The 24,741-nt window shown below is 45.8% G+C and carries 22 protein-coding genes; 17 read left to right on the top strand and 5 right to left on the bottom strand.

All coding sequences use genetic code 11. The features are described from left to right. Positions 1 to 63: 63 nt before the first annotated feature. The 5 genes from prfB (at position 64) to ftsX (ending at position 4,348) form a co-directional block, all read left to right on the top strand. Positions 64 to 1,165, top strand: a protein-coding gene (gene prfB, locus D5S11_RS01430) for a peptide chain release factor 2 (protein ID WP_096034905.1) whose coding sequence is annotated in 2 segments (ribosomal slippage) — positions 64 to 135 and positions 137 to 1,165 — 1,101 coding nt in all. Because the reading frame shifts where the segments join, the coding sequence is not laid out codon by codon here. 169 nt (positions 1,166 to 1,334) lie between these two features. Beyond that, positions 1,335 to 2,183: a YitT family protein gene (locus tag D5S11_RS01435; protein ID WP_012118565.1), complete on the top strand. Its 849-nt coding sequence runs from the start codon at positions 1,335 to 1,337 to the stop codon at positions 2,181 to 2,183. A 35-nt stretch (positions 2,184 to 2,218) separates the two neighbouring features. Next, complete coding sequence (gene cccB / locus D5S11_RS01440; RefSeq protein ID WP_007614074.1) at positions 2,219 to 2,560, top strand: cytochrome c551; 342 nt, start codon at positions 2,219 to 2,221, stop codon at positions 2,558 to 2,560. 218 nt (positions 2,561 to 2,778) lie between these two features. Next, entirely contained in the window at positions 2,779 to 3,465 is a 687-nt protein-coding gene (gene ftsE, locus D5S11_RS01445; protein ID WP_007407465.1) for a cell division ATP-binding protein FtsE, read from the top strand. Beyond that, positions 3,458 to 4,348, top strand: a complete 891-nt coding sequence (gene ftsX, locus D5S11_RS01450; protein ID WP_007407464.1) for a permease-like cell division protein FtsX — start codon at positions 3,458 to 3,460, stop codon at positions 4,346 to 4,348. Before ftsE ends, ftsX begins: the two co-directional genes overlap by 8 nt. A gap of 46 nt (positions 4,349 to 4,394) precedes the next feature. Here ftsX and D5S11_RS01455 read toward each other — a convergent pair whose 3' ends face one another. Beyond that, complete coding sequence (locus D5S11_RS01455) at positions 4,395 to 5,801, bottom strand: right-handed parallel beta-helix repeat-containing protein (RefSeq protein WP_047936248.1); 1,407 nt, start codon at positions 5,799 to 5,801, stop codon at positions 4,395 to 4,397. Between the two features lie 209 nt (positions 5,802 to 6,010). Between D5S11_RS01455 and ctpB the strand changes: the two genes are divergently transcribed. The 5 genes from ctpB (at position 6,011) to D5S11_RS01480 (ending at position 11,494) form a co-directional block, all read left to right on the top strand. Continuing rightward, positions 6,011 to 7,369 carry a carboxy-terminal processing protease CtpB gene (ctpB, locus tag D5S11_RS01460; protein WP_407707236.1) on the top strand — a complete coding sequence of 453 codons (1,359 nt, stop codon included), beginning with the start codon at positions 6,011 to 6,013 and terminating at the stop codon, positions 7,367 to 7,369. Between the two features lie 372 nt (positions 7,370 to 7,741). Continuing rightward, a complete protein-coding gene (gene swrA / locus D5S11_RS01465; protein WP_012118562.1) occupies positions 7,742 to 8,095 on the top strand; it encodes a swarming motility protein SwrAA in 354 nt (117 codons plus the stop codon). 74 nt (positions 8,096 to 8,169) lie between these two features. Next, on the top strand, positions 8,170 to 9,360 hold the full coding sequence (gene minJ, locus D5S11_RS01470; RefSeq protein WP_007407459.1) for a cell division topological determinant MinJ: 1,191 nt from the start codon (positions 8,170 to 8,172) through the stop codon (positions 9,358 to 9,360). 278 nt (positions 9,361 to 9,638) lie between these two features. Further along, the gene (locus D5S11_RS01475; RefSeq protein WP_047936435.1) at positions 9,639 to 10,706 is read left to right on the top strand and encodes a DUF3810 domain-containing protein; all 1,068 of its coding nucleotides are present in this window, start codon (positions 9,639 to 9,641) and stop codon (positions 10,704 to 10,706) included. 50 nt (positions 10,707 to 10,756) lie between these two features. Beyond that, positions 10,757 to 11,494, top strand: a complete 738-nt coding sequence (locus tag D5S11_RS01480; protein ID WP_108725278.1) for a thioesterase II family protein — start codon at positions 10,757 to 10,759, stop codon at positions 11,492 to 11,494. A 638-nt stretch (positions 11,495 to 12,132) separates the two neighbouring features. Here the strand turns inward: D5S11_RS01480 and D5S11_RS01485 are convergent. The 3 genes from D5S11_RS01485 to D5S11_RS01495 all read right to left on the bottom strand — a co-directional run bounded on the left by D5S11_RS01485 (position 12,133) and on the right by D5S11_RS01495 (position 16,639). Further along, positions 12,133 to 13,470: an MFS transporter gene (locus D5S11_RS01485; protein ID WP_052827906.1), complete on the bottom strand. Its 1,338-nt coding sequence runs from the start codon at positions 13,468 to 13,470 to the stop codon at positions 12,133 to 12,135. Continuing rightward, positions 13,443 to 14,066 carry a TetR/AcrR family transcriptional regulator gene (locus D5S11_RS01490; protein ID WP_015240677.1) on the bottom strand — a complete coding sequence of 208 codons (624 nt, stop codon included), beginning with the start codon at positions 14,064 to 14,066 and terminating at the stop codon, positions 13,443 to 13,445. The genes D5S11_RS01485 and D5S11_RS01490 overlap by 28 nt, the downstream gene beginning before the upstream one ends. A gap of 71 nt (positions 14,067 to 14,137) precedes the next feature. Then, positions 14,138 to 16,639 (bottom strand): PEP/pyruvate-binding domain-containing protein, encoded by a 2,502-nt coding sequence (locus D5S11_RS01495; protein ID WP_108725279.1) that lies wholly within the window; start codon positions 16,637 to 16,639, stop codon positions 14,138 to 14,140. Positions 16,640 to 16,940: 301 nt separating this feature from the next. Here D5S11_RS01495 and D5S11_RS01500 point away from each other — a divergent pair, with 301 nt between their 5' ends. From D5S11_RS01500 to uvrA, 3 genes are all read left to right on the top strand, one after another. Further along, the gene (locus D5S11_RS01500; protein WP_003151438.1) at positions 16,941 to 17,177 is read left to right on the top strand and encodes a CsbA family protein; all 237 of its coding nucleotides are present in this window, start codon (positions 16,941 to 16,943) and stop codon (positions 17,175 to 17,177) included. 175 nt (positions 17,178 to 17,352) lie between these two features. Continuing rightward, positions 17,353 to 19,338: an excinuclease ABC subunit UvrB gene (gene uvrB, locus D5S11_RS01505; RefSeq protein ID WP_003151439.1), complete on the top strand. Its 1,986-nt coding sequence runs from the start codon at positions 17,353 to 17,355 to the stop codon at positions 19,336 to 19,338. Between the two features lie 7 nt (positions 19,339 to 19,345). Then, complete coding sequence (gene uvrA, locus D5S11_RS01510; RefSeq protein WP_108725280.1) at positions 19,346 to 22,219, top strand: excinuclease ABC subunit UvrA; 2,874 nt, start codon at positions 19,346 to 19,348, stop codon at positions 22,217 to 22,219. Between the two features lie 25 nt (positions 22,220 to 22,244). On the opposite strand, the gene D5S11_RS01515 is transcribed toward uvrA, so the two are convergent. Further along, positions 22,245 to 22,505 carry a hypothetical protein gene (locus tag D5S11_RS01515; RefSeq protein ID WP_032867067.1) on the bottom strand — a complete coding sequence of 87 codons (261 nt, stop codon included), beginning with the start codon at positions 22,503 to 22,505 and terminating at the stop codon, positions 22,245 to 22,247. Between the two features lie 197 nt (positions 22,506 to 22,702). Between D5S11_RS01515 and D5S11_RS01520 the strand changes: the two genes are divergently transcribed. Genes D5S11_RS01520 through D5S11_RS01535 form a run of 4 tightly spaced genes read left to right on the top strand, consistent with a single transcriptional unit; the run spans position 22,703 to position 24,710 of the window. Continuing rightward, positions 22,703 to 23,029, top strand: a complete 327-nt coding sequence (locus tag D5S11_RS01520) for a hypothetical protein (protein ID WP_003151444.1) — start codon at positions 22,703 to 22,705, stop codon at positions 23,027 to 23,029. Between the two features lie 24 nt (positions 23,030 to 23,053). Next, complete coding sequence (locus D5S11_RS01525; protein ID WP_007614045.1) at positions 23,054 to 24,151, top strand: DUF4097 family beta strand repeat-containing protein; 1,098 nt, start codon at positions 23,054 to 23,056, stop codon at positions 24,149 to 24,151. A 4-nt stretch (positions 24,152 to 24,155) separates the two neighbouring features. Beyond that, complete coding sequence (locus D5S11_RS01530; protein WP_007407447.1) at positions 24,156 to 24,350, top strand: PspC domain-containing protein; 195 nt, start codon at positions 24,156 to 24,158, stop codon at positions 24,348 to 24,350. Continuing rightward, positions 24,351 to 24,710, top strand: coding sequence for a phage holin family protein (locus D5S11_RS01535; RefSeq protein ID WP_007407446.1), 360 nt, complete (start codon positions 24,351 to 24,353; stop codon positions 24,708 to 24,710). It begins immediately after the preceding gene. Positions 24,711 to 24,741 lie beyond the last annotated feature (31 nt).

Raw genomic sequence — 24,741 nt, forward strand, 5'->3', positions numbered from 1 at the left:
TGAAGCGAACATGACCGGGTCTGCGTCTTATGGCGCCCCGGATCTTTTAATGAGGTGAATGGAATGGAATTATCAGAAATCAGGGCAGAGCTCGAAAATATGGCTTCTCGTTTAGCGGACTTCAGGGGGTCTCTTTGACCTCGAATCAAAGGAAGCCCGCATTGCAGAATTAGATGAAAAGATGGCGGAACCGGAATTCTGGAATGACCAGCAGAAGGCCCAAACCGTCATCAATGAAGCGAACGGTCTGAAAGAATACGTGAACTCCTATCATCAGCTGAGCGAGTCTCACGAAGAGCTGCAAATGACACATGATCTTTTAAAAGAAGAACCTGACCAGGACCTTCAGCAAGAGCTTGAAAAAGAGCTGAAGTCATTAACGAAGGAATTGAATGAATTTGAGCTTCAGCTGCTGCTCAGTGAACCATATGACAAAAACAACGCGATTTTAGAACTTCATCCGGGGGCCGGCGGTACGGAATCTCAGGATTGGGGTTCCATGCTGCTCAGAATGTATACCCGCTGGGCGGAAAGACGCGGTTTCAAAGTTGAAACGCTTGATTATCTCCCGGGAGATGAAGCAGGTATTAAGTCTGTCACACTGCTCATTAAAGGCCACAATGCATACGGCTATTTAAAAGCGGAAAAAGGCGTACACCGCCTCGTGCGGATTTCTCCATTTGATTCATCAGGCCGCCGCCACACGTCATTCGTGTCATGTGAAGTCATGCCTGAATTCAATGAAGAAATCGACATTGATATTCGTACCGAAGATATTAAAGTTGATACGTACCGGGCGAGCGGTGCCGGCGGACAGCACGTCAATACGACTGATTCAGCCGTTCGGATCACCCACCTGCCGACAAATGTAGTCGTCACGTGCCAGACGGAACGTTCACAAATCAAAAACCGCGACCGGGCGATGAAAATGCTCAAAGCGAAGCTGTATCAGCGCAGAATTGAAGAACAGCAGGCGGAGCTTGACGAAATCCGCGGCGAACAGAAAGAAATCGGCTGGGGCAGCCAAATCCGCTCGTACGTCTTCCATCCGTACTCCATGGTGAAAGATCACCGCACCAATACGGAAATGGGGAACGTGCAGGCGGTTATGGACGGAGATATCGATATTTTCATTGACGCCTATTTACGTTCTAAACTGTCGTAATCCGGGAACACACCTGCCTTTGGCAAGGTGTGTTTTTTTATCCGTTCTCTTTTTCCATTTTTCACAACAGCGCTTTAGCAAATTAATACGGTATTTGGCTGTTATTTACTTCTAAGCCGGGAAGACTTAAAATGCTATCGAGAGAAAATCGGAGAACGGAGGATTTTGCATGGATGTGAATCACAATAAGCCGCTCCGTCTGATCAAAGATTATATATACATCATGATCGGCGCGGCGATTACGGGGATCGTGTTTAACGTATTTTTGCTGCCGAACCGTATAGCAGCGGGGGGAGTAAGCGGGATCAGCACCATTTTAGAAACGTTTGGTTTTGAACCGGCTTACGTGCAGTGGATTATTAACATCCCTTTGTTTATCGCCGGAGTGATCATTCTCGGCGGGAAGTTCGGAATGAAGACACTGGTCGGTTCCATCGTTCTGCCGCTCGCCGTCTATTTAACAAGAGATCTGCCTGCCGCGACGACCCATGAACTGCTGGCGGCGATTTTCGGAGGCGTCGGGATCGGAACGGGAATCGGCATCGTGTATCTCGGCAAAGGCTCCACGGGGGGAACGGCTCTGGCGGGCCAGATCATTCACAAATACACGGGGCTGTCGCTGGGAACGTGCCTCGCCATCATGGACGGATTAATTGTGCTGAGCGCGATGCTCGTTTTCGGAGTGGAGCAGGGACTGTATGCGATGCTCGGGGTATTTATTTCAAGCAAAACGATTGATGTCGTGCAGGTCGGGTTCAACCGCTCCAAAATGGCTTTAATCATTACGCAGCATGAAGAAGCCGTCAGATCGGCTGTGTTTAAAGAAATCGACAGGGGTGTGACGAAGATTTCCGCAGTCGGCGGGTATACGGAACATGACCGTCCGATCTTAATGTGTGTCGTTGGCCAGACCGAATTCACAAAACTGAAACAAATCGTCAAACAGATTGATGAGTCAGCCTTTGTCATTGTCGCAGACGCAAGCGAGGTGCTCGGCGAGGGTTTCAAACGCGCGTAAACGGGGTTATAATAGCGAAGGGGTGCATCTTACATATGAAATCAAAATGGGCGCTGCTGGCGCTGGTTCTGACCATGTCCGTCCTGCTGGCGGCATGCGGCGGTTCCAATGAATCGAAAAAAGAAAGCTCTGACAGTTCAGGCGGGTCAAAAGCATCTGCGTCAGCAGGAGAAGAGCTTTATCAGCAAAGCTGTATCGGCTGCCACGGAAAAGACTTAGAAGGCGGCGGAGGTCCGAATTTACAGGAAGTCGGCGGGAAGTATGATGAAGCTAAAATTGAAAGCATCATTAAAAACGGACGCGGCAATATGCCGAGCCATCTTGTAAATGATAAGGAAGCCGCTGAGATCGCAAAATGGCTGTCACAGAAAAAATAACAGAAAAACCTTGCCTGTTATAGGGGCAAGGTTTTTTCACGGTCTGGGAATGAAAAGAAACTGTAATAGTAATATGTCTAAATTTGACGTATAATGAAGTGTACTGAGGAAAAGGAACTTTCAGATTTTTCATCTGTTTCCTGGTAAACCGGCCATAAACCGCAGTATTTTTACGAACTCTATGGCTGCAAGACATAATTAAAAGATTAGGTGATTTCATGATAGAGATGAAAGAAGTATATAAATCCTATCCGAACGGTGTAAAAGCGATTAACGGGCTGTCAGTCATGATTCATCCCGGAGAATTTGTATATGTCGTGGGACCGAGCGGAGCCGGTAAATCTACTTTTATTAAAATGATTTACAGAGAAGAAAAGCCGACAAAAGGACAAATATTGATTAATCATAAAGATCTCGCGTCTGTAAAAGAAAAAGAGATTCCTTTCGTGCGGCGTAAAATAGGTGTTGTTTTCCAAGATTTTAAACTTCTTCCGAAACTGACGGTATTTGAAAACGTCGCGTTCGCGCTTGAGGTGATCGGAGAGCAGCAGTCCGTTATTAAAAAACGCGTGCTCGAAGTGCTCGATCTTGTGCAGCTGAAGCATAAAGCGCGGCAGTTTCCCGACCAGCTTTCCGGAGGAGAACAGCAGCGTGTTTCCATCGCAAGATCCATCGTCAACAATCCTGACGTCGTGATAGCTGACGAACCGACGGGCAACCTTGATCCGGTAACATCATGGGAAGTCATGAAGACGCTGGAAGAGATTAATAACCGCGGAACGACCGTCGTGATGGCGACACACAATAAAGAAATAGTAAACACCATGAAGAAACGGGTCATCGCGATCGAAGACGGAATTATTGTGCGTGATGAGTCAAGAGGGGAGTATGGTTCTTATGATTAAAATTCTCGGGCGCCATTTGCGTGAGAGTTTTAAATCTCTCGGAAGAAACACATGGATGACATTTGCATCCATCAGTGCCGTTACCGTTACATTGATTTTGGTCGGCGTGTTTTTAGTCATTATGCTGAATTTAAACAACATGGCTAAAAATGCTGAAAAAGAAGTGGAAATTAAAGTATTAATCGATCTGACGTCCAATAAGAAAACGCAGGATACGCTGCAGAATGAGATTAAAGACATCTCGGGAATCCAAAGCGTAGAGTTTTCATCTAAAGATAAAGAGCTTGATCAATTGGTCAAAAGCTTCGGCGACAGCGGAAAGGCCATGAAAATGCAAGATCAGGAAAACCCGCTGAACAACGCGTTTATCGTCAAAACGACAGATCCGCATGATACGCCGAAAGTCGCGAAAAAAATTGAGAAGCTGGATCATGTGTATAAAGTGACATACGGGAAAGAAGAAGTCAGCCGTCTGTTTAAGATCGTCGGGGTGTCACGCAACATCGGGATTGCGTTAATCATCGGCCTTCTGTTCACGGCGATGTTCTTAATTTCAAATACGATTAAAATCACGATTTTCGCCAGAAGAAAAGAGATTGAAATCATGAAGCTTGTCGGCGCGACAAACTGGTTTATCCGCTGGCCGTTCTTCCTGGAAGGGCTGCTGCTGGGGGTATTCGGTTCTATCATACCGATCGCTCTCGTGCTGAGTACGTACCAGTCGATGGTCGCTTGGGTGGCCCCGAAAGTTCAGGGATCATTTGTTTCACTTCTGCCGTACAGTCCGTTTGTGTTCCAAGTATCACTTGTGCTCATTCTGATCGGCGCGGTTATCGGAGTATGGGGAAGTCTGACTTCCATCCGGAAATTCCTTCGTGTATAAATACAAAAGCCAGTCTGATATAGACTGGCTTTTTTTAATGGTTTCGTTACTGAATGACGGGAAGGGCCGGTGATCCGGGCTTTAATGTAAAGTCATAAGACGATTCGTCACGGTACAGCGGGTCCGCATAAATGGAATCCGAATCGTTTGCCGTTCCTTTTTGGTACGCTGTGAATGAATCATATTCTCTGTTCTTCCAATTCCAAATGCCGTCTTTTCCGGCTTCTTTGTGATAGACGTTATGATTAACGGTATTGCCTTCGTTTTTTGTATAATCATTTGCGATAAAAATCCGTGAACCGCTTGCCGTCATGATGTTTTTTTCGATCGTGTTCCCTTTTGTGCCGTACTGCAGCAGCAGCTGGCCGCCGTCAAGGTCCTTCGTGTCATTTCGATACATAATGTTATGAGCGATCACCGAATTGATGGTGCCGCCGCGTTTCGTGTCATAGCCTCCGATTGAAATACCGGTGTAAGCATTGCCGTACACCTTGTTATCCGTAATCCGGATATCTCGTGCGTATTTCCCTCTATGTTCGGAAGTGGCTTCAATGCCGAGGTCATTGTTGTAAACGGTGTTCTTCTTAATGTCCACATGTTCTGCGCCGTCAACGTAAATACCGCCCGCTGAATATTCATCTCCGTAAGCGGGATTTCCGTAAGAAGAGTTATGGCTCACCGTATTGTTTTCAATGACGCCGTTTCGCGCATAGTCGTTTTGCTTGGACGTTCCTTCGTATCCGATCACGTCAATCCCGATATTGTTATTGTCCCGAATGGTATTGCCGGCAATCTTAAATCCGTCAACATTCCCGTTCAGCACGACCGCTTCGCTTGCGCCGAGCGTCAGTTTTTCAACCGTATTATTTGTGATGCTGACATCCTTCATGGCGTCTGTGCCGTAAAACGCGATGCCGTGTGCATTTCCCTCATCAGCCGTGGTTTTAATGTTTCGGATATGGTTGCCGTCAATGTTGATATGACTGCTTGATCCGGTGACGCAAATTCCCATGGCAGTCGCATCTTCTGATGATACGGAGAGGTTCTCAAGCGTAACGCCGTGAATGGTAATGTACTGTTTATTGCGGATTTGAATTAACGGAGTTTCAGAATCGCTTTTTGGCGCAGATTTGCCGCTGATTGAGACATGCTCATTCTGATAGTTCCGAAATGTAATCGGCTTTTCGGCCGTGCCGCTGTGCTTTACTTCAAACGTTTCATCGTACGTCCCTTCCCGAATCAATACGGTTGTTCCGGCCTCTGCCTTTTCAGCCGCATGTTTTAATGTGCGGAACGGCTTTTCTTTCGTTCCTTCATTTTGGTCGCTGCCTGCGGGAGAAACATACAAGGCGTCCGTCTGCGTTTTTTCATTGGCCTCTGTTTTTGGCCAGACAAAGGCGGTAATGCCTGCGGCCAGAACCGCCGCGGATAAAATCGATAATTTTATTTTCATATCGCATTCTCCTGTATATTTAATGAATTGCATACAAAATATTATACGTTACCCATATATATGTAACAATCTCGCGTTTTCATTTTTTTGTTGCCGTTACATGAATTCTTTGCAATTTACACATACTATCTCCAGGTTTTCGTAAAAGGACTAAGAGGAGGTAAACGATGAAGCAGAAAATGATCGCAGTGATGGCGGCCGTCAGCATCATGTGCGGCGGAGCTCATATTGCCGGGGCGGCACAGCCGAATTCAACAGACGCAGAAAGAAGCCGGGCAATGGAAAAAATCGAAAAAGCTTATGAGCTGATCTCGAACGAATACGTGGAAAATGTAGATAAAGAAAAGCTTCTTGAAGGAGCGATCCAGGGGATGCTGTCTACATTAAACGACCCTTATTCCGTTTATATGGACAAGCAGACAGCTAAGCAGTTTTCCGATTCTCTTGATTCTTCTTTCGAAGGGATCGGCGCTGAAGTCGGTATGAAAGACAATAAAATCATTATCGTATCACCGTTTAAGCAATCTCCGGCGGAAAAAGCGGGACTCAAGCCGAATGATGAAATCATCAGCATAAACGGCGAGTCAATGAACGGGAAAGGTTTAAACGAAGCCGTGCTGAAAATCAGAGGAAAAAAAGGATCGAAGGTTTCTATTAAAATACAGCGTCCGGGAACTGATAAACAGCTGTCATTCCGGATTAAAAGAGCGGAAATCCCGCTTGAAACCGTATTTGCTTCCCGCAAAGAATCAGGCGGTCATCATGTCGGCTACATCGGAATATCGACATTTTCCGAGCATACCGCCCAGGACTTCGCCGCGGCGCTGAAAAAGCTTGAAAAACAAGGGATTGACGGTCTCGTCCTTGATGTAAGAGGGAATCCCGGCGGCTACCTTCAAAGCGTCGAACAAATTTTAAAGCATTTCATCACAAAAGACATGCCGTATATCCAAATTGCGGAGCGTAACGGCGATAAAAAACAATATTTCTCAACCTTAAAACATAAGAAGCCGTATCCCGTCAATGTCATCACGGATAAAGGAAGCGCCTCCGCTTCAGAAATTCTTGCGGGTGCGTTAAAAGAAGCGGGACATTATGACGTTGTCGGTGACACTTCTTTCGGTAAAGGAACGGTTCAGCAGGCCGTGCCTATGGGAGACGGGAGCAACATTAAATTGACGCTTTACAAATGGCTGACACCGAAAGGCAATTGGATTCACAAAAAAGGCATTGCTCCGACAATCGCTGTGAGCCAGCCGGATTATTTTGCGGCGGGACCGCTTCAGCTGAAACAGCCGCTTCAGCCTGATATGAACAGCGCGGATGTCAAGCACGCTCAAATCCTGCTGAAAGGCCTAGGCTTCGACCCGGGCAGAGCAGACGGCTATTTCAGCAAAACAATGAAAAAAGCCGTTCTGGCGTTTCAAGACCGGTACAGGCTTGATAAAACAGCGGTCATTGATAAAAAGACAGCGGAAAAAATGAATCAGCTGATGAATGAAAAGAAATCTGACGAAAAAAATGATTTACAGCTGCAAATGGCGTTAAAATCATTATTTGTAAAATAAATGAAAAGGAGGCGTTTTTTTCGTCTCCTGTTTCTTTTGTCATGCCCTAAAAATGAACTAAAAGACATATAATTATGTCGGTTTTGACAAGATATTAAAAAAATTTTCACATTTAAACATTTATAAAGGACAAACATTACCCGATATTTATAGAGAAGAGAGACTTTATGCCGAGTTAATATGTATTCAAAATGAAACTTTTGAAAGTTGCCTCAGTCAGTTTTAGTTCTTACAATAAAAGAAGGTTCTAATAGAGAACAGTTTTAGTTTGGCAGCTGCATTTCAGTATCGAAAGCAGAAGTGTTTGCGGCGCTTCAGCACGGCAGCTGTAATCACCCGTGCTTATCTGGATAAAAAAATGGGGGTTCACAATTGAAGAGGGCAAGTATTGTGCGTGAAAAAAAATATTATGAATTAGTGGAACAACTAAAAGACAGAACAAAAGACGTCACATTTTCATCAACAAAAGCACTAAGTCTTCTTATGCTGTTCAGCAGATACCTGGTCAATTATACAAATGTTGAATGTGTTCACGATATCAATGAGGAGTGTGCAAAGCATTATTTCACCTACTTAATGAAAAACCATAAACGTTTAGGAATCAATCTGACGGATATTAAACGGTCCATGCTTTTGATCAGCGGTGTAATCGAGGTGGAAGTCGACCACTATCTGAAAGATTTCTCTCTCTCAAATGTGACGTTGTGGATGACGGAAGAGAGATAGACGTTTGAGATATTCAAGCCAATGATTATTTGGTAGAATAGAATTAAAATGTTTGGCTTGAGGCGGTGAAAGCAATGTCTGTTCAATGGGGAATTGAACTTCTGAAAAGTATCGGTCTGTTTTTTTTGCACCCGATGTTTTGGTTTTTTATCATCATAAGTCTCGCCTGCGGATATTTGCGGATTAAACGTGAACGCCATACGTTTCATACAAAAATCGCGGATATGTATGACGAGCTTATCTTTACATACATAAAAGGACTTATACCGGGTATACTTCTCTCCATATTATTTTTTGGACTGGGAATTTCGATTCCATTCGGTCTTCTCGGCATAATCGCGGCCGTGACGGCTTTGGCTTCGCTGACGTTCCGTATGAATTGGCTGTCATCAGCTTATATTGTCAGCGCCGGCATGTTCATTGCGTTTCTCCTTCAGTATACCCACACAGTGCCGTTTGCGGATCGGTTTCCGCAGGCATTCGGCGTGAATTGGGCATCGGCGGCCGTGTTTATGGGCCTTTTGATTATCACGGAGGGAGCGGCTGCCTGCCGTTCAGCGCATCTGAAAACATCTCCGGCGCTTGTCGTCAGCAGCAGAGGCCTGCCCATTGGCCGACAATTGGCGAATCGCGCATGGCTGCTTCCGCTTTTCTTATTGGTGCCGGGCAGCGGGCTTGAGTCACACCTTTCTTGGTGGCCTGTCTTTACCGTGCCGGGCGGCTCTTTCCATTTGATCTGGATTCCTTATATCGCCGGCTTCGGACAGCGTGTGCAGGGGTCACTTCCGGAAGTCAGCATACGGATAACAGCGAAACGTGTCATGATTCTCGGGGTTATCGTGACCGCATTCGGGGCAGCGGCCCTTTGGTGGACTCCGCTTGCCGGAGCTGCCGCTTGTATTGCGGTGCTCGGACGCCTGTTTTTATCATTAAGACAGCGGCTGAACGATAACGCGGCTCCGTTTTATTTCTCTAAGCGGGATCAGGGTTTAATGGTGCTCGGCATCATTCCGAATACACCCGCGGACGATCTTGAGCTGAAGATCGGTGAGATTATTACGAAAGTAAACGGCATCCCCGTGAAGCATGTATCGGATTTTTATGAAGCACTTCAAAAAAACCGCGCATTTGTAAAAATGGAGATCATCGGCCTGAACGGTGAGATCCGGTTTGATCAGCGCGCGTCCTATGAAGGCGAACATCATGAATTAGGTATTTTATTCGTGCAGGATGAACACGAGCACGAAGAAATGACAGCATTATAATGTGATTTTTCATAATTATTCGGAATAGTTTCAAGAACTCCTAAACTAGATTTCAAAATAAAACAGCTAAGAAAATTATATTTTCTTAGCTGTTTTATTTTGAAATAATAAAAAAATAAATGAAGGAGAGGTATGGCTTATTGGAAAGGTTATTGCTAACTCCAAAACCTTTAGAAGATGAATCTTTAGCAGGATATATATTAAGAATAACTGATTATAATGGTTATGTTGGATAGGGGGAGTACATTATAAAAAAGCTTTTACTTAAGAGATTACCGTTGATCTCACTTGGAGTTATAGCTTATATACTGACAAAATACGCGCAGAACCATCAGGATTGGGCGGAGAAATACAGTAGGTCTGTATATCCGTTATTGTCAAAAACAGTAGGACTTGTACCTTCTTGGGTCACATTTTCTGTTAGTGAATGGCTCGTCGTGTTGGTTGTGTTACTATTTCTATTTTATATCGTTTATTATGTGCGCAAGGTCATCATGAGTAAAGGTGCACGTAGGATGGTAGTTTATCGTGGTGCTCTAGGAATCGTTACGATCTGTAGCGTGATATATTTTTGTTATACTATTTTGGGTGGAATAAACTATCACAGATATTCTTTTTTGTCTCATACCGAATATAAAGAAGAGAACTACAGCAAGGAAGAACTGGTTAAATTGAGTAAGTCACTTGCCGTTGAAATGGAATTGGCAAGGGAAAAGTTAGCGGATACTGATCTTTTGGCTCATGTACCAGAGGTTTTTGATTATTATGCACAACACGCAGTGTTCTCGATGCAAATGTTATCAAAGAAATATCCTGTTTTGGAGCATTCATATTCAACACCAAAACCAGTGGTGATGTCAAAACTAATGTCGCATGCAGGGATACATGGTATTTTTGTCCCTTTTACTTATGAATCCAATATCAATGTTAATGTGCCCGTTTTCTTGGTGCCTGCTACTATGGCACATGAATTGGCACATCAGAGTGGTTTCATGCATGAGGATGAGGCAAATTTTATAGCATATCTGGCATGTAAGCAGCAGGATGATCCAATGATACTTTACAGTGGTTTTTTTCTAGCATTTGATTATTCTATATCTGAGCTAAAGAAAGTGGATCCAGATCAGGCGTCTGATATAATGTCCAGTCTGTCCAAGGCGGTGCAGCATGATATAGAACAAAATGAGCAGTACCGGGATAAGTATGAGGGTGTTATTCCAAGTATTTCAAGAAATGTAAATGATGTATATCTGAAGGCAAATAATCAGACAGACGGTTTGAATAGCTATAGTGATATGGTGAATTTGTTGCTGGCAGAGCAGCGAGAGATAGAGAAGTACAATTAAATGTATCTTGAATACTTATAGGTTTATATAGTAATGATAGTGGGCTCAAGTTGAACATAGGAGTGAGTGAAATAAATAAAATAAAAGTATTTCCTATTCCATATGCTGGAGCGTCGGTAAATGCATATTATGAATGGAAAAAACTACTGCCGGATAGATATGAATTGTGTATATGTGAATTGGCTGGAAGAGGAACTCGATTCACAGAGCCTTGTTACCAGTCTGTTGGTGAAGCAAGTGAAGATATCGCCAAAAGAATAAGTGAACAATTAGAATATGACGATGAATATGTTATATTTGGACACAGCATGGGAGCCTTATTGACTTATGAGATATATTATAAACTTAAGCAAATGGGAACTAAGGAACCAAGGCATCTGTTTTTTTCTGGGCGAAATGCTCCACATATTTTTGAAAAGAGAGAAGACATTGAAAATATGACTAATGAAACTTTCTTGACAAAGGTGGAACAATATGGGGGATTACCAGAGGAGTTTTATACAAAAGAGATTATGGATATGTTTCTTCCGATTTTGCGAGCAGATTTTATAATTTTGGACAATTATAAGTTTCAGCCCAAAGCAGAAAAAATAAGCTGTGGAACAAGCGTTTTTTATGCGGATCATGATTTTTCGACTCATATCAAAGAAATTCATAAATGGAGCGAAGTTGTTGAAGGGAACGTGAAATTTCATAAGTTTAAAGGAGAACATTTTTTTTTGAATCGGTATCCTAATGATATTGTAAATACTATTGTTAAAGATACAGAGACTTATTCTTGTTCATGAGAGATTCCTCGTTTCGTCAATGTTGGTGTGGTAACTTACATTGTACAAGAGGAATCTCTCTTTTGCATTCATTTTTTGGTAGAATTTAGATAATCGACAGACGTGTTATTATATAAATCTAAAAAGATTTTGGTTTAGACTTTCTTGTCCCAATCAAGTTCCAAAAATAAAAATTTAGACTTTCTTTTCTTTGTACAGTTTGAATGTGTTTTGAAATATTATATTTAAAATAAATTTTATCAGTCTGAGAATCCTTCAATGATTGTTACTTAATTTTGCTTAATTATAAAAGTAATATTCAATAATTGTTTTAGGTAGGTTTTAGTAAGGAGAATTATGAAAAAAATTAAGAAAAAACATTGGAAATAATAAGCTTTCAGTTTTATTAATTATGAAAAATCACATATAAAGAGCCCGGTGCCGCTAACAACACGGCGGCCGGGCTTTTTTTACGGCCGGATTACGATGTCAGCGCCGAACTTGATCGGAACTCTCAGCCATTTACATTCACCTTTTCTCTTGTAAATCAAAAGATTCTCATAGAGCAAACGGCATTGCGGTGACACTTTGAGAGAGAAAATGAAGAAGGAAAACTAGAAAAGGTTCCGGAAAGCAGATGCTTACGGAACCTTTTTCGTTTACGCCGAATGGCTTTTTTTCGTCTGAACGGTTTCCCCGGACTTGATACCAAGCGATACGAACAAGCCGATCACAGAAACTCCGATCAATATGATAAACAGAATATGAAACCCGGAGATTAAACCGATCAGTGCTGAAGAAATAATGCTTCCGAAATAACGGAAGGTGGAGAAAATCCCGGATGCGATGCCGGACATGCCCGGTTCTACCGTCGCAAGAGAAGATACCTGCATGCTCGTCAGCCCCGCACCTGACGCGATGCCTCCGACTATAAGCGATGCCATAAGAAACGGAACGGAATGGGAATAAACCAAAAGCAAAAATAAGAGATTGGCTACGGCCATCAGCCCGAAGGACAGAAAAATCATTCTTCGCGCGCCCCATTTCTGATGCAGCTGAGCTCCGCCCCAGTTGCTGGCGGACATGAAAACAGAAAAGACTGACAGCGCCATGCCGCTGTGTGACGTATTCATGCTGAAGTGGCCGGTCATAAAGAGCGGCATAATCAATAACACGGCGTACATCATTAAATTGCTTAACAGAACCGACAGATTGGCGCTCGTAAAGGTCGTGTTTTTAAACAGGTCAAAATCAATAATCGGATGTTTCGTGCGCAGCTCCCGCCTGAAAAATAGCGGAACAAATACGAGAATGAGCAGTGCGTACACCCAATAGCCCAAAGAGCTTTCACTTTTCGTCAGAAGAATAATAGATACAATGCTTCCGGCAAGCAAAACGGACCCGATGATATCAAGCGGAGCGTCAGACGTTTCTTCTTTATATTTAGGAAACATCACTAATGCCGTCACCAGTGCGATTGCAAGAAACGGAATGTTGACCCAAAAGATCGAATGCCAGCTGAAGCTCTCAATTAAAAGAGAGCCGATAAACGGACCGAGAGCCGCTCCCAGCCCGGCACCGAGGCCGAAAAAGCCGAATACTTTCGGAAGCCGTTTTTCAGACACGACATGGCGGATGATGGCGATGCTGTTTGGCGTAAGCAAAGCGCCGCCGGCAGCCTGAAGCGCCCGGAAGAAAATCAATAAGAAAAGACTTGGCGAGAGGGCGCACCCCAATGATGCGATGAGAAAAAGGCCGACGCCCCATAAATACATTTTTTTGTTTCCGTACATATCACCGAGTTTGCCGGCAATGGGCTGTGTCACGGCCATCACGATTAAATACACGGTCACTACCCATGTGATGCTGGCAATTGATTCGCTGAATGAGCGGGAAATGGATGAAAGGGCGACTGCGATCATCGTAGAATTGATGGGAACGAGTATGGCTCCCAGCAAAAGCGAAACGATCAGCGCCCATTCTTTCTTTGAACCCATCCTTCATCCTCCTTGGAGCCGGAAAATGACCGGCCGGTAATGCCTTTCATGAAAATCTCAGTGCTGTGTTTCAGCATCGTTTCCTCAGAGAGAGTGATGACTCTTTTCCCCAGCTGCAGCCGGTGTATAAAATAACCGAAAATCATCGTCATAAAGACGTCTGCATTAGCTTCTTCACTGCCGGGGCTTATCATATTTTTCTTTGTCAGCTCCTTAAAGTAAACGATTAAATGCTTTTTCACGGATTGCGGATATACGACAATATCCTGCAGGACGTCTTCGAATAGTTCCGGTTCGCGCAGGCAGATGCGGAACACTTCTTTTTTTTGTTCCAATTGCTGAAGAAGGGTCGCGGCGAAATGAAGAAGATCCTCATACAGATCGCCTTCCGCCTTAGTGATCATGCTTTCCGGAACCGGCGTCTGCTGTTCAATCATGGCTTTCATTAATCCTTGTTTGTTTTTAAAATTACGGAAAATCGTTGCTTCGCTTACTTTTGCTTTTTCTGCGATTTCTTTTGTTGTCGCTGCGCGGTATCCTTTTTGGATGATCAGATTCATCGCGGCGTCAATAATTCTCTTGTTCGTCGTTCTCAACATGTTTCACCTCGCGTAAATACTGGCAGGACAAGTATACACCCGCCCTGCCCGTCAATAAAGAGGGAAACCTAGCATGAAGCGCGTTTGACAATCGTAATCTTGCCGTTTGTCCCGTCCACCGTGACGATATCTCCGTCGTTGAGCCTGTCAGTCGCGGCACGTGTGCCGAGAACGGCCGGGAGCCCGTATTCCCTCGCGATGATCGCCGCATGTGACAGGATGCCGCCCGTGTCCGTAATGACGGCCTTTGCATCCTGGAACAGACTGGTCCACAGCGGTGTCGTCATTTTGCAGACAAGCACGTCTCCTGTTGAAAAACGGGAAAATTCACTTGCGTCACGAATGACTTTCACAGGGCCGCTTGCGATTCCGCTTGACGCCGCAAGTCCGTAAATTTGATGTTCAGTGTTTTTTTCATCTTCTGTGATGGAGCCGGTAATCTGTTCAGCCATTTTCAGCTGTTCCGAAGTCGGAGTCCCGAGATAAGCGGGGGCTTCAAGCAATTGATATTGCTGGAAGAGCTGTTTTCGTTCAGCGGCTTTTTCCTGCATCGGAACCGGCGACGCCAGCGCTTTCTCGACTTCATCGCTGTATAAGTACCACATATCCTCCCGATCATCGATTACGCCTTGTTTTTGAAGCAGCCCGCCGATTTTCAGAAGGCAAAGGCGCGCTTTGGCGTCCAGCATCGCATCAATATAAAAATGGTGATCATCTTTGATGACGGATGAAGACAATGTCCACTGATAATAGCGGTCAAACGTCTCCCGGAAGCCGTCATCTTCAATTCTATCCATAAAGTCGGCGTAGAGCTGTTTTCGTTTTTCTATCGTTTTATGAAACTCACTGTCAAAATCGTATCCGTTCCGGACATAGTTCTGAATGTTGGCCAAAGCGAAATAAGGGTTTTCCGCCCAAGTTTCTTCAATGAGATCATGACTTTTCACGGATCTCCAGCCGTATTCCTGTAAAAATTCACCGACTTGTTCGAGAAAGCGTTTTCCCTCATTTGATTGCAGAAGCGTCTGATGCAGCTCATCGGCATGAGAAACCGTAAAGACGCGCCGCAGCTCAGGGCTGTCTTTTACTTGTCCGGAAAGCAGCCACAGCTGTCTGTCGGTCTCCAATGACTTATTCATGACGCCAGCCAGCATTTCGTACAGAAGGGAGGTGTTTTCTTTCTCAACCTGTCCGTACATGGATTCCAGTATCATGTTTAACGCAACCTGCGGAAAGACAATATTGAAATGTTCTGCGTATCCTTTTAAATAGAAGTCTTGCAGGTTTCGGAACGCATCAAGGGCAGTCTCCGGCGTATGGTCTGTATGCGCCAGTTCGTCCAGCTTTTGATAAAAAGGCAGAAAGGTTTCCTGAATAATATTGTACATGCGGTCAGCCAAGACGGGGAAAAGCGCTTCTAACTGTTCTGCGGGCAGCTTGTCGTCCGTCTTATGCTGTCTGGAAAAAACACGTCCCTGATGAAGTTTGACACGCTCGATTTCGATGCCCATTACAGGGAATGCCTTCGTGCTCTCTTTGAGGCCGTATTCCAAAGCCGGCACAATGAGTGAGGCGAATAACGGGCTGACGGGGCCTTCTATATTGGCCTCCATATTGAGCCAAAAATCTTTCTGATCCTGGGGCGTCATAATAAATTCCCGTTCTTCGTCTGCCGCTTTCTGATCCTGCACGATCGTTGTAATCGGCCTGGCCTGAAGCAGATACAGCTTATTTTCGGCAAATCCGAATTCGAGATCCACGGGATAACCGTACAGTTCTTCCGTCTTTATCGTCAGCATGGCAAGCTCCTTGATGCTCTCGTCATCAAGGCAGAAGCGGTTTCTCATGTCAGCGGTCGTCTCTTTTTCCGTCACGCCTTCGTCTTTAGAAACGATATACATTTCTTTTAAGCCGATTTCTTTTTCAATCTGAAATGTGTCTTTATTGACGATAAATGTGTCGGGCGTCACGCTGCCGGAGACGATTGCTTCTCCGAGACCGTAGCTCGCGCTGATCATCAGTTCTCCGTCATCGTGTGTGACGGGGTTTCGGCTGAAAATGACTCCTGAAACCTCGGAATTGATAAGCCCTTGCACGACAACGCCCATTAATGGTTCTGCGGTGTCATTGTTCATTTTCTCTTTATAACCGCTGACCCGCGCCGAGAAGAAGGAAGCCCAGCATTCTTTCACTTTTCCGAGAAACTCTTCTTCTGTTTTGATATTTAAATAGGTTTCGTACTGGCCCGCGAAAGAAGCCCCTTCAAGATCTTCGGACGCGGAGGAGGAACGTACGGCGACAGAGGCGTATGATTCTCTCAATTCATAAAACGACGCGGTCAGTTCCTCCCGAAGCTCTTTTGAAAACGTGCCGTTCATAATGGCGCGCTCCATCTGTTCCTGATCTGCTTGAAGCCCGTTGTCTTCCATAAAACGTGTCAGGGCATTCGTCTGAATGATGAAACCGCCGGGAACGGGCAGCCCGTTTTTTGTCAGTTTAATCAGGTTCATTCCTTTTGCTCCTGCAGAGCGGCTCGATTCTCCCGCTTTTTGAAATCGCACTGAATACATGCGGTATGACCCCCTTTTTTTCTTCATCCAAGAAAAATGATAGTAAACACTATCATTACATTGTAAAGAGGGAGGAAGAAACTGTCAAAGATACAAAGACCTAAACCTTCTCATCCTTTCGGCTGAAGAAAGGTAATTCGATTCATCTGGTTAATGGTTCAATGGATTTATATTCACAATTTTTTTGACAGATGATTGAAGACTGCTGAAAAAGGGTATTGTGATAGCAGGGGAACGATTGTCCGATTCTTCATTTTTTACTATAATCAGATGAGATGAAGAATTCCCGAGGAGGGTTTTTGTGATTACAAAAGCCGTTTTTGCATTATGTTTCCCTTTTATGCTGGTCGTCCTTTTTACGCGCGTCACGTTTAACCACTATGTGGCGATCGCTCTCACAGCCGCACTGCTTTTCGCATCCTATTTAAAGGGTTACACCGAAACGTATTTTATCGTTGGATTGGATGTCGTATCGCTGGTGGCCGGAGGGCTGTACATGGCCAAAAAAGAAGCAGACAAAAAGAAAGACAATGCCTGACATGGTGAATATGAAATAGAATGCCTGCTTTTACGCCATAAAAGCAGGTTTTTTATACAAAAATTGACTTGGTAAAAATAAACCATCGAACTTTAGTTCGTATTTTTAGTGATTTTGCCCGTCATTGTGTTACTATATCAATAGGAAGATTTCGTAAAGAAACGGAGGCTTTTTTGTGAAAGATCGTTTTGAGTTAGTCTCGAAATATCAGCCCCAGGGAGATCAGCCGCAAGCGATTGAGAAGCTTGTCAAAGGCATACAGGAAGGCAGAAAACACCAGACTCTCCTGGGTGCGACAGGGACGGGCAAAACCTTTACCGTGTCCAATCTGATTAAAGAAGTGAATAAACCGACACTGGTCATTGCCCATAACAAAACCCTTGCCGGACAGCTGTACAGCGAGTTTAAGGAGTTTTTCCCGAACAACGCTGTCGAATATTTTGTCAGCTATTACGATTACTATCAGCCGGAGGCGTACGTGCCTCAAACGGATACTTTTATAGAGAAAGACGCAAGCATTAATGATGAAATTGATAAACTGAGACACTCCGCGACATCCTCTCTGTTTGAACGGAGAGATGTCATTATTATCGCGAGTGTGTCATGCATATACGGTCTCGGTTCGCCTGAAGAATATCGGGAAATGGTTGTGTCGCTCAGACCGGAAATGGAGATTGAGCGAAATGAGCTGCTGAGAAAGCTTGTGGATATCCAGTATGCCCGCAATGATATCGACTTTCAGCGCGGGACGTTCCGCGTGCGCGGAGACGTTGTGGAAATCTTTCCGGCTTCCCGTGACGAACATTGTATCAGAGTGGAATTTTTCGGAGATGAAATTGAGCGGATCAGAGAGGTCGACGCTTTGACCGGAGAAATTCTCGGCGACCGTGATCATGTCGCGATTTTCCCGGCTTCCCACTTCGTCACCCGGGCGGAAAAGATGGAAAAAGCGATTCTGAATATTGAACAGGAGCTTGAGGAGCGCTTGAAAGTGATGCACGAAAACGGCAAGCTCCTTGAAGCGCAGCGGCTTGAGCAGCGGACGAGATATGATCTTGAAATGATGCGGGAAATGGGTTTTTGCTCAGGGATCGAGAACTATTCAAGACATTTGACACTCCGACCGCCGGGCTCTACGCCGTATACGCTGCTTGATTATTTTCCGGACGATTTTATGATTGTCGTTGATGAATCACATGTGACGATTCCGCAGGTGCGCGGCATGTTCAACGGTGACCAGGCGAGAAAACAGGTGCTTGTCGATCACGGGTTCCGCCTGCCGTCAGCGCTTGACAACCGTCCGCTCCGATTCGAGGAATTTGAGAAACACATGCACAATATCGTGTACGTGTCGGCGACTCCGGGACCGTATGAAATTGAGCATACGCCGGAAATGATCGAGCAGATCATCAGACCGACGGGACTCCTCGATCCCCTCATTGACGTCCGGCCGATCGAAGGACAGATTGATGATCTGATCGGCGAGATTCAGGCGAGGATTGAACGGAATGAACGCGTTCTCGTGACGACTTTAACGAAAAAAATGTCAGAGGATCTGACCGATTATCTCAAGGAAATCGGCATCAAGGTCAATTATCTGCATTCCGAGATTAAGACGCTTGAACGGATTGAAATCATCCGTGACCTCCGCCTCGGAAAACATGATGTGTTAATCGGCATCAACCTGCTGAGGGAAGGGCTTGATATTCCGGAAGTGTCACTTGTCGCCATTCTCGATGCGGATAAAGAAGGCTTCCTCCGTTCTGAACGTTCGCTGATTCAGACGATCGGACGGGCGGCGCGAAACGCGGAAGGCCGCGTCATCATGTATGCCGATAAAATCACGAATTCGATGGAAATCGCGATTAATGAAACGAAGCGCCGCCGGGAACAGCAGGAGCGCTTTAACGAAATTCACGGCATTACGCCGCAAACGATCAATAAGGAAATCCGCGATGTGATCCGCGCGACGCAGGCCGCTGAGGATAAAGAAGAATATAAAACAAAAGCCGCGCCTAAACTGGCGAAGATGACGAAGAAAGAACGCCAGAAAGTCGTTGAGCAAATGGAGCACGAAATGAAAGAAGCGGCCAGAGCGCTTGATTTCGAGCGGGCGGCAGAGCTTCGTGATTTACTGTTAGAGCTTAAAGCGGAAGGATGATGAACACATGGCAATTGACCGGATCGAGGTGAAAGGCGCAAGGGCGCACAATTTAAAAAACATTGATGTAACGATTCCGCGGGATCAGCTCGTCGTCGTGACGGGGCTGTCCGGATCGGGAAAATCATCCCTTGCCTTTGACACCATTTACGCGGAAGGACAGAGGCGGTATGTTGAATCGCTTTCTGCCTATGCGCGCCAATTTTTAGGGCAGATGGATAAGCCGGACGTTGATGCGATCGAAGGGCTTTCTCCGGCGATCAGCATTGACCAGAAAACGACAAGCCGCAATCCGCGGTCAACCGTCGGAACGGTAACGGAGATCTATGATTATCTCCGGCTGCTGTACGCGAGAGTCGGGAAACCGCACTGCCCGGAGCACGGCATTGAAATTACGTCGCAAACGATTGAACAGATGGTTGACCGGATTCTTGAATATTCGGAGCGGACGAAGCTTCAAGTGCTTGCGCCGATCATCTCAGGCAGAAAAGGCGCCCATGTCAAAGTGCTTGACCAAATCAGAAAGCAAGGTTACGTAAGGGTGCGGATTGACGGAGAAATGGCCGAGCTTTCCGACGATATTGAACTTGAAAAAAACAAAAAGCATTCCATTGAAGTAGTCATTGACCGGATCGTTGTCAAGGAAGGCGTTGCCGCCCGGCTTTCCGACTCGCTGGAAACCGCGCTCCGTTTAGGGGAAGGCCGTGTCATGATAGATGTCATCGGTCAGGAGGAGCTGATGTTCAGCGAGCATCACGCCTGTCCGCTGTGCGGTTTTTCTATCGGGGAGCTTGAACCCCGGCTGTTTTCATTTAACAGTCCGTTCGGCGCCTGTCCGACTTGCGACGGTCTCGGCTTGAAGCTGGAAGTGGACCCTGAGCTCGTCATCCCCAATCCCGAGCTGTCATTAAAGGAACACGCCATCGCGCCGTGGACGCCGATCAGTTCACAATATTATCCGCAGTTGCTTCAGGCGGTCTGCCGCCATTACGGCATTGATATGGAGACTCCGGTCAAAGACCTGCCGAAGCATCAGCTTGATAAAGTGCTGTACGGCAGCGGCAATGAACGGATCTACTTTAAATACGAGAATGATTTCGGACAAGTGCGCGAAAATGAAATTGAATTTGAAGGTGTGCTGCGCAATATTGAGAGACGGTATAAAGAGACAAGCTCCGATTATATCCGTGAACAGATGGAGCAGTACATGTCACAGAAATCGTGCCCGACGTGCAAAGGCTACCGGCTGAAGAAAGAAGCGCTTGCCGTTTTGGTCAACGGGCGTCATATCGGAACCATTACCGAACTTTCTGTCGGCGACGCGCTTGAATTTTTCAAAAACCTGACGCTGTCTGAGAAAGATATGCAGATTGCCGATTTAATTTTAAGAGAGATTGTGGAGCGGCTCAGCTTCTTAGATAAAGTCGGTCTTGATTACCTGACGCTGAGCCGGGCGGCGGGCACGCTGTCAGGCGGAGAAGCCCAGCGCATCAGGCTTGCGACGCAGATCGGCTCCCGTTTGTCAGGCGTCCTGTATATTCTTGATGAGCCGTCCATCGGCCTTCACCAGCGTGACAATGACCGTCTGATCAGCGCGCTGAAAAACATGAGGGATCTCGGCAACACACTGATTGTCGTTGAGCATGATGAGGATACGATGATGGCTGCCGATTATTTGATAGATATCGGTCCGGGCGCCGGCATTCACGGCGGCCGCGTCATATCGGCGGGGACGCCAGAAGAAGTGATGAATGATGCGGACTCTCTGACCGGACGCTATTTGTCAGGGGCTCAATTCATCCCGATGCCTCCGGAGAGAAGAAAGCCTGACGGCCGGTTCATTGAAATCAAAGGCGCTTCAGAAAACAACCTGAAAAAAGCGAACGCCAAATTCCCGCTCGGCACTTTTACGGCGGTGACAGGTGTGTCCGGTTCCGGAAAAAGCACGCTTGTGAATGAAATTCTGCATAAGGCGCTTGCGCAAAAGCTTCATAAAGCCAAAGCGAAACCGGGAAGCCATAAAGAAATCAAAGGCCTTGACCACCTTGATAAGGTGATCGACATCGACCAGGCGCCGATCGGCCGGACACCGAGATCAAATCCGGCAACTTATACGGGCGTGTTTGATGATATCCGCGATGTATTCGCGCAGACAAATGAAGCAAAGGTGCGCGGCTATAAAAAAGGCCGGTTCAGTTTTAATGTAAAAGGCGGGCGCTGTGAGGCCTGCCGCGGCGACGGCATCATCAAAATTGAGATGCATTTCCTTCCTGACGTGTACGTCCCGTGTGAAGTGTGCCACGGCAAACGTTACAACCGGGAGACGCTGGAGGTCACATACAAAGGAAAAAGCATTTCTGACGTTCTGGATATGACGGTGGAAGATGCTCTGTCTTTCTTTGAAAATATCCCGAAAATCAAACGCAAGCTTCAAACGCTTGCCGATGTCGGACTCGGGTATGTGACGCTCGGCCAGCCGGCGACGACGCTGTCAGGCGGAGAAGCGCAGCGCGTCAAGCTTGCTTCCGAATTGCATAAGCGTTCCACAGGCCGGACGCTGTATATTCTGGACGAACCGACGACAGGACTCCACGTTGATGATATCGCAAGGCTTTTGGTTGTGCTTCAAAGACTCGTCGATAACGGTGATACCGTTTTGGTCATTGAACACAATCTCGACATCATTAAAACGGCGGACTACATCGTAGACCTGGGACCTGAAGGCGGAGCGGGCGGCGGCACGATCGTAGCCTCCGGGACGCCTGAAGAAGTTGTCGAAGTGAAAGAATCATATACGGGCCGCTATCTGAAACCGGTAATGGAACGTGATAAAAAACGGATGAAAACATTGCTGGCTGAAAAAGAAACGGCAGCCACATAATAGATCAATAAAAACAGCCCAAAACTCACCGGTTTTGGGCTGTTGTGTTACAGGCTTTTTTCTGTTGGGGAAGCTGTCTGCTTAAATGCATTAAGTCCTGCAGAATATGGGTGCTGCTGCTGTCCAGCAGCACTTTTATATATTGGATATCATGGGAAATGGGAAGAGGGGCTGCTTTGATCTGTTCCAATTCAGCCAGCATTTCGCTGTTCATTCTTTTCTGTTCGCGAATTAAATTTAGAAGACTCTCTTCCGTTACTTGGGCGTTTTCGGGATCTTTCTCCATTTGTATGTCCTCCTTGCATACGGTCAGGCTTTGTTACATATTGTAATCGGTTCGGGGAAAAGATTCTATAGTGAAATCTCTGAAATCAAAAATTACGTATAACGAAGCATGTCCTTAGCATGAAAATGAAACCCGCCCATTCGTCATACGTATGTATAAGGAAGGGTTTTTACATCACGGCACAGGGAGTGTTTTTATTGAACCGAAATCAAGCGATTATCGCATCAATCTGTTATTTCAGCGTGTTTCTCGCGCCGCTCATTCTTCCGATTGTGGCTTACTTTGTCGTCGATGAAAAAGAGACGAAGCGGCATGCCATGCGCGCTCTGATTTCCCATATCATTCCGTTTGCGGGATTGCTGATTGTGACCGCGGGTGTTGTCGGCGGATTGATTACGGCTCAGGGGGAGAGTATGGTGCCCGTTTTTGTTATGATAACAGGAGCAGCTGTTTATTTTCTGATCCTCATCGGAATGGTCATTTGGAATATCGTGCAGGGAATTAAGGTGTTACGCCAGGTGTAAGAAAAGTCGGGGGAGGCGTTTTGTATGAAACAGGAGAAAGAACGGATTTTAAAGCTTGTGGAAGACGGCATGCTGACGGCGCAGGAAGCACTGACGCTCATTGAAAAACTGGATCATGAATATAAAGAAAAAGAAGAGCAGATCACCGCATTATCTGCGGAGGTCCAGGAACCTGCGGAAGATTTCGAAAGCGGGGCAAAAGGAAGCCAAAAGCCGTCGCTCGGGGCGAAGCTGTTCGACTGGATTGATTCTGCCGTCAAAAAAGTGAAGGAAGCGGATCTTGATCTGAATTTCGGCCACGCACACGAAGTGCAGCATATTTTTCAATTTAAAGACAGTGAATTCTCGGCCATTGATATGCAGATTGCAAACGGCAGCGTCAATATCGTGCCGTGGGCGGATGAAGATATCAGAGCGGAGTGCCAGGCGAAAGTGTACCGGGCGGACAGTCAGGAGGCGGCGCGCACCGCATTTCTTCAGCACATTGAGTGTGAAGTGAAGGGCAATAAGTTTTTTGTCCGCACGGAAAAGAAAACGATGAAAACCAATGTCACGCTTTATGTTCCCCAGAAAGAGTACGATAAGATAAGAGTGAAGCTGTTTAACGGACCGATCAGAGGGGAACATTTACATGTAAAAGAATTCTCGGCGAAAACCACAAACGGCGTTCTGTCATTCTCTCATTTGACGGCTGATAAAGCGTCGGCGGAAACAGCTAACGGACAAATCAAGCTGGCCGGACATCAATGCGGCGCGATTGAAGCGGAAACGATCAACGGCTTGATTGATTTGCGCGGATCGAGTGAATCCATTGACGTTCAAAGCTTTAACGGCAATATCATGCTTACCGTGACAGCGCCGCACTGCCGCTCCATCTACACGAAAACGACGACGGGAAACGTGGATATCGCTCTACCTGATGATTCGGCGGTGAAAGCGGAGCTGAAAAGCAATCTCGGCTCTCTCAGCCATGAGCTGATTGATGCGGAAATTTTAAAGGAAAAGAATGATACCATTCAAAAAGAACTGATGCTGGCATCAAATCAAGGCCATGATCAGCATCTCTCGATTTTCTCAGAATCGTTAACAGGAGCCATTAAGCTCAAGCATACTCAGAGGTGATTGGATGAAAAGACTTTACCGTTCAGAAAAAAACCGTAAAATCGCCGGCGTCGTCGGCGGTTTGGCGGAGTACGTCAATATGGATGCGTCGCTTTTGCGCATTATCACCGTTGTATTAGCGCTTGTCACGAGCGGAATCGTGCCGATTGTATATATTATCTGGTGTTTTGTTGTACCTTTAGAAGGAGATTTGAAATAAATGATCAAATGGGCAGTCAGCATTTTAGTAAATGCTTTATTATTAATCGTTATCGCGGGATATTTTGATTCCGTCCATATCAGCAGTATCGGAGCGGCTGTCATCGCCAGTGTGATTCTTTCTGTGTTAAATGTGCTGATCAAACCGATCATCGTCATATTGACATTGCCTGTCACGGTTGTGACCCTCGGCCTCTTTCTGTTTGTCATCAACGCCATAACGTTAATGATGACCGCAGCCTTGATGGGAGACAGCTTTCAGATTGATGGGTTCGGCACCGCCATTTGGGCGTCTGTCGTGCTGTCCGTTTTCCACTTGCTGATCCAAAAAGGCATATTGGAGCCGCTTAGAAAAAGGTAAAAAACGAGCTGTCCCGAGAGGGCAGCTTTTT

The organism is Bacillus sp. L75 (genome assembly GCF_003676355.1).
GTDB classification, from domain to species: domain Bacteria; phylum Bacillota; class Bacilli; order Bacillales; family Bacillaceae; genus Bacillus; species Bacillus velezensis.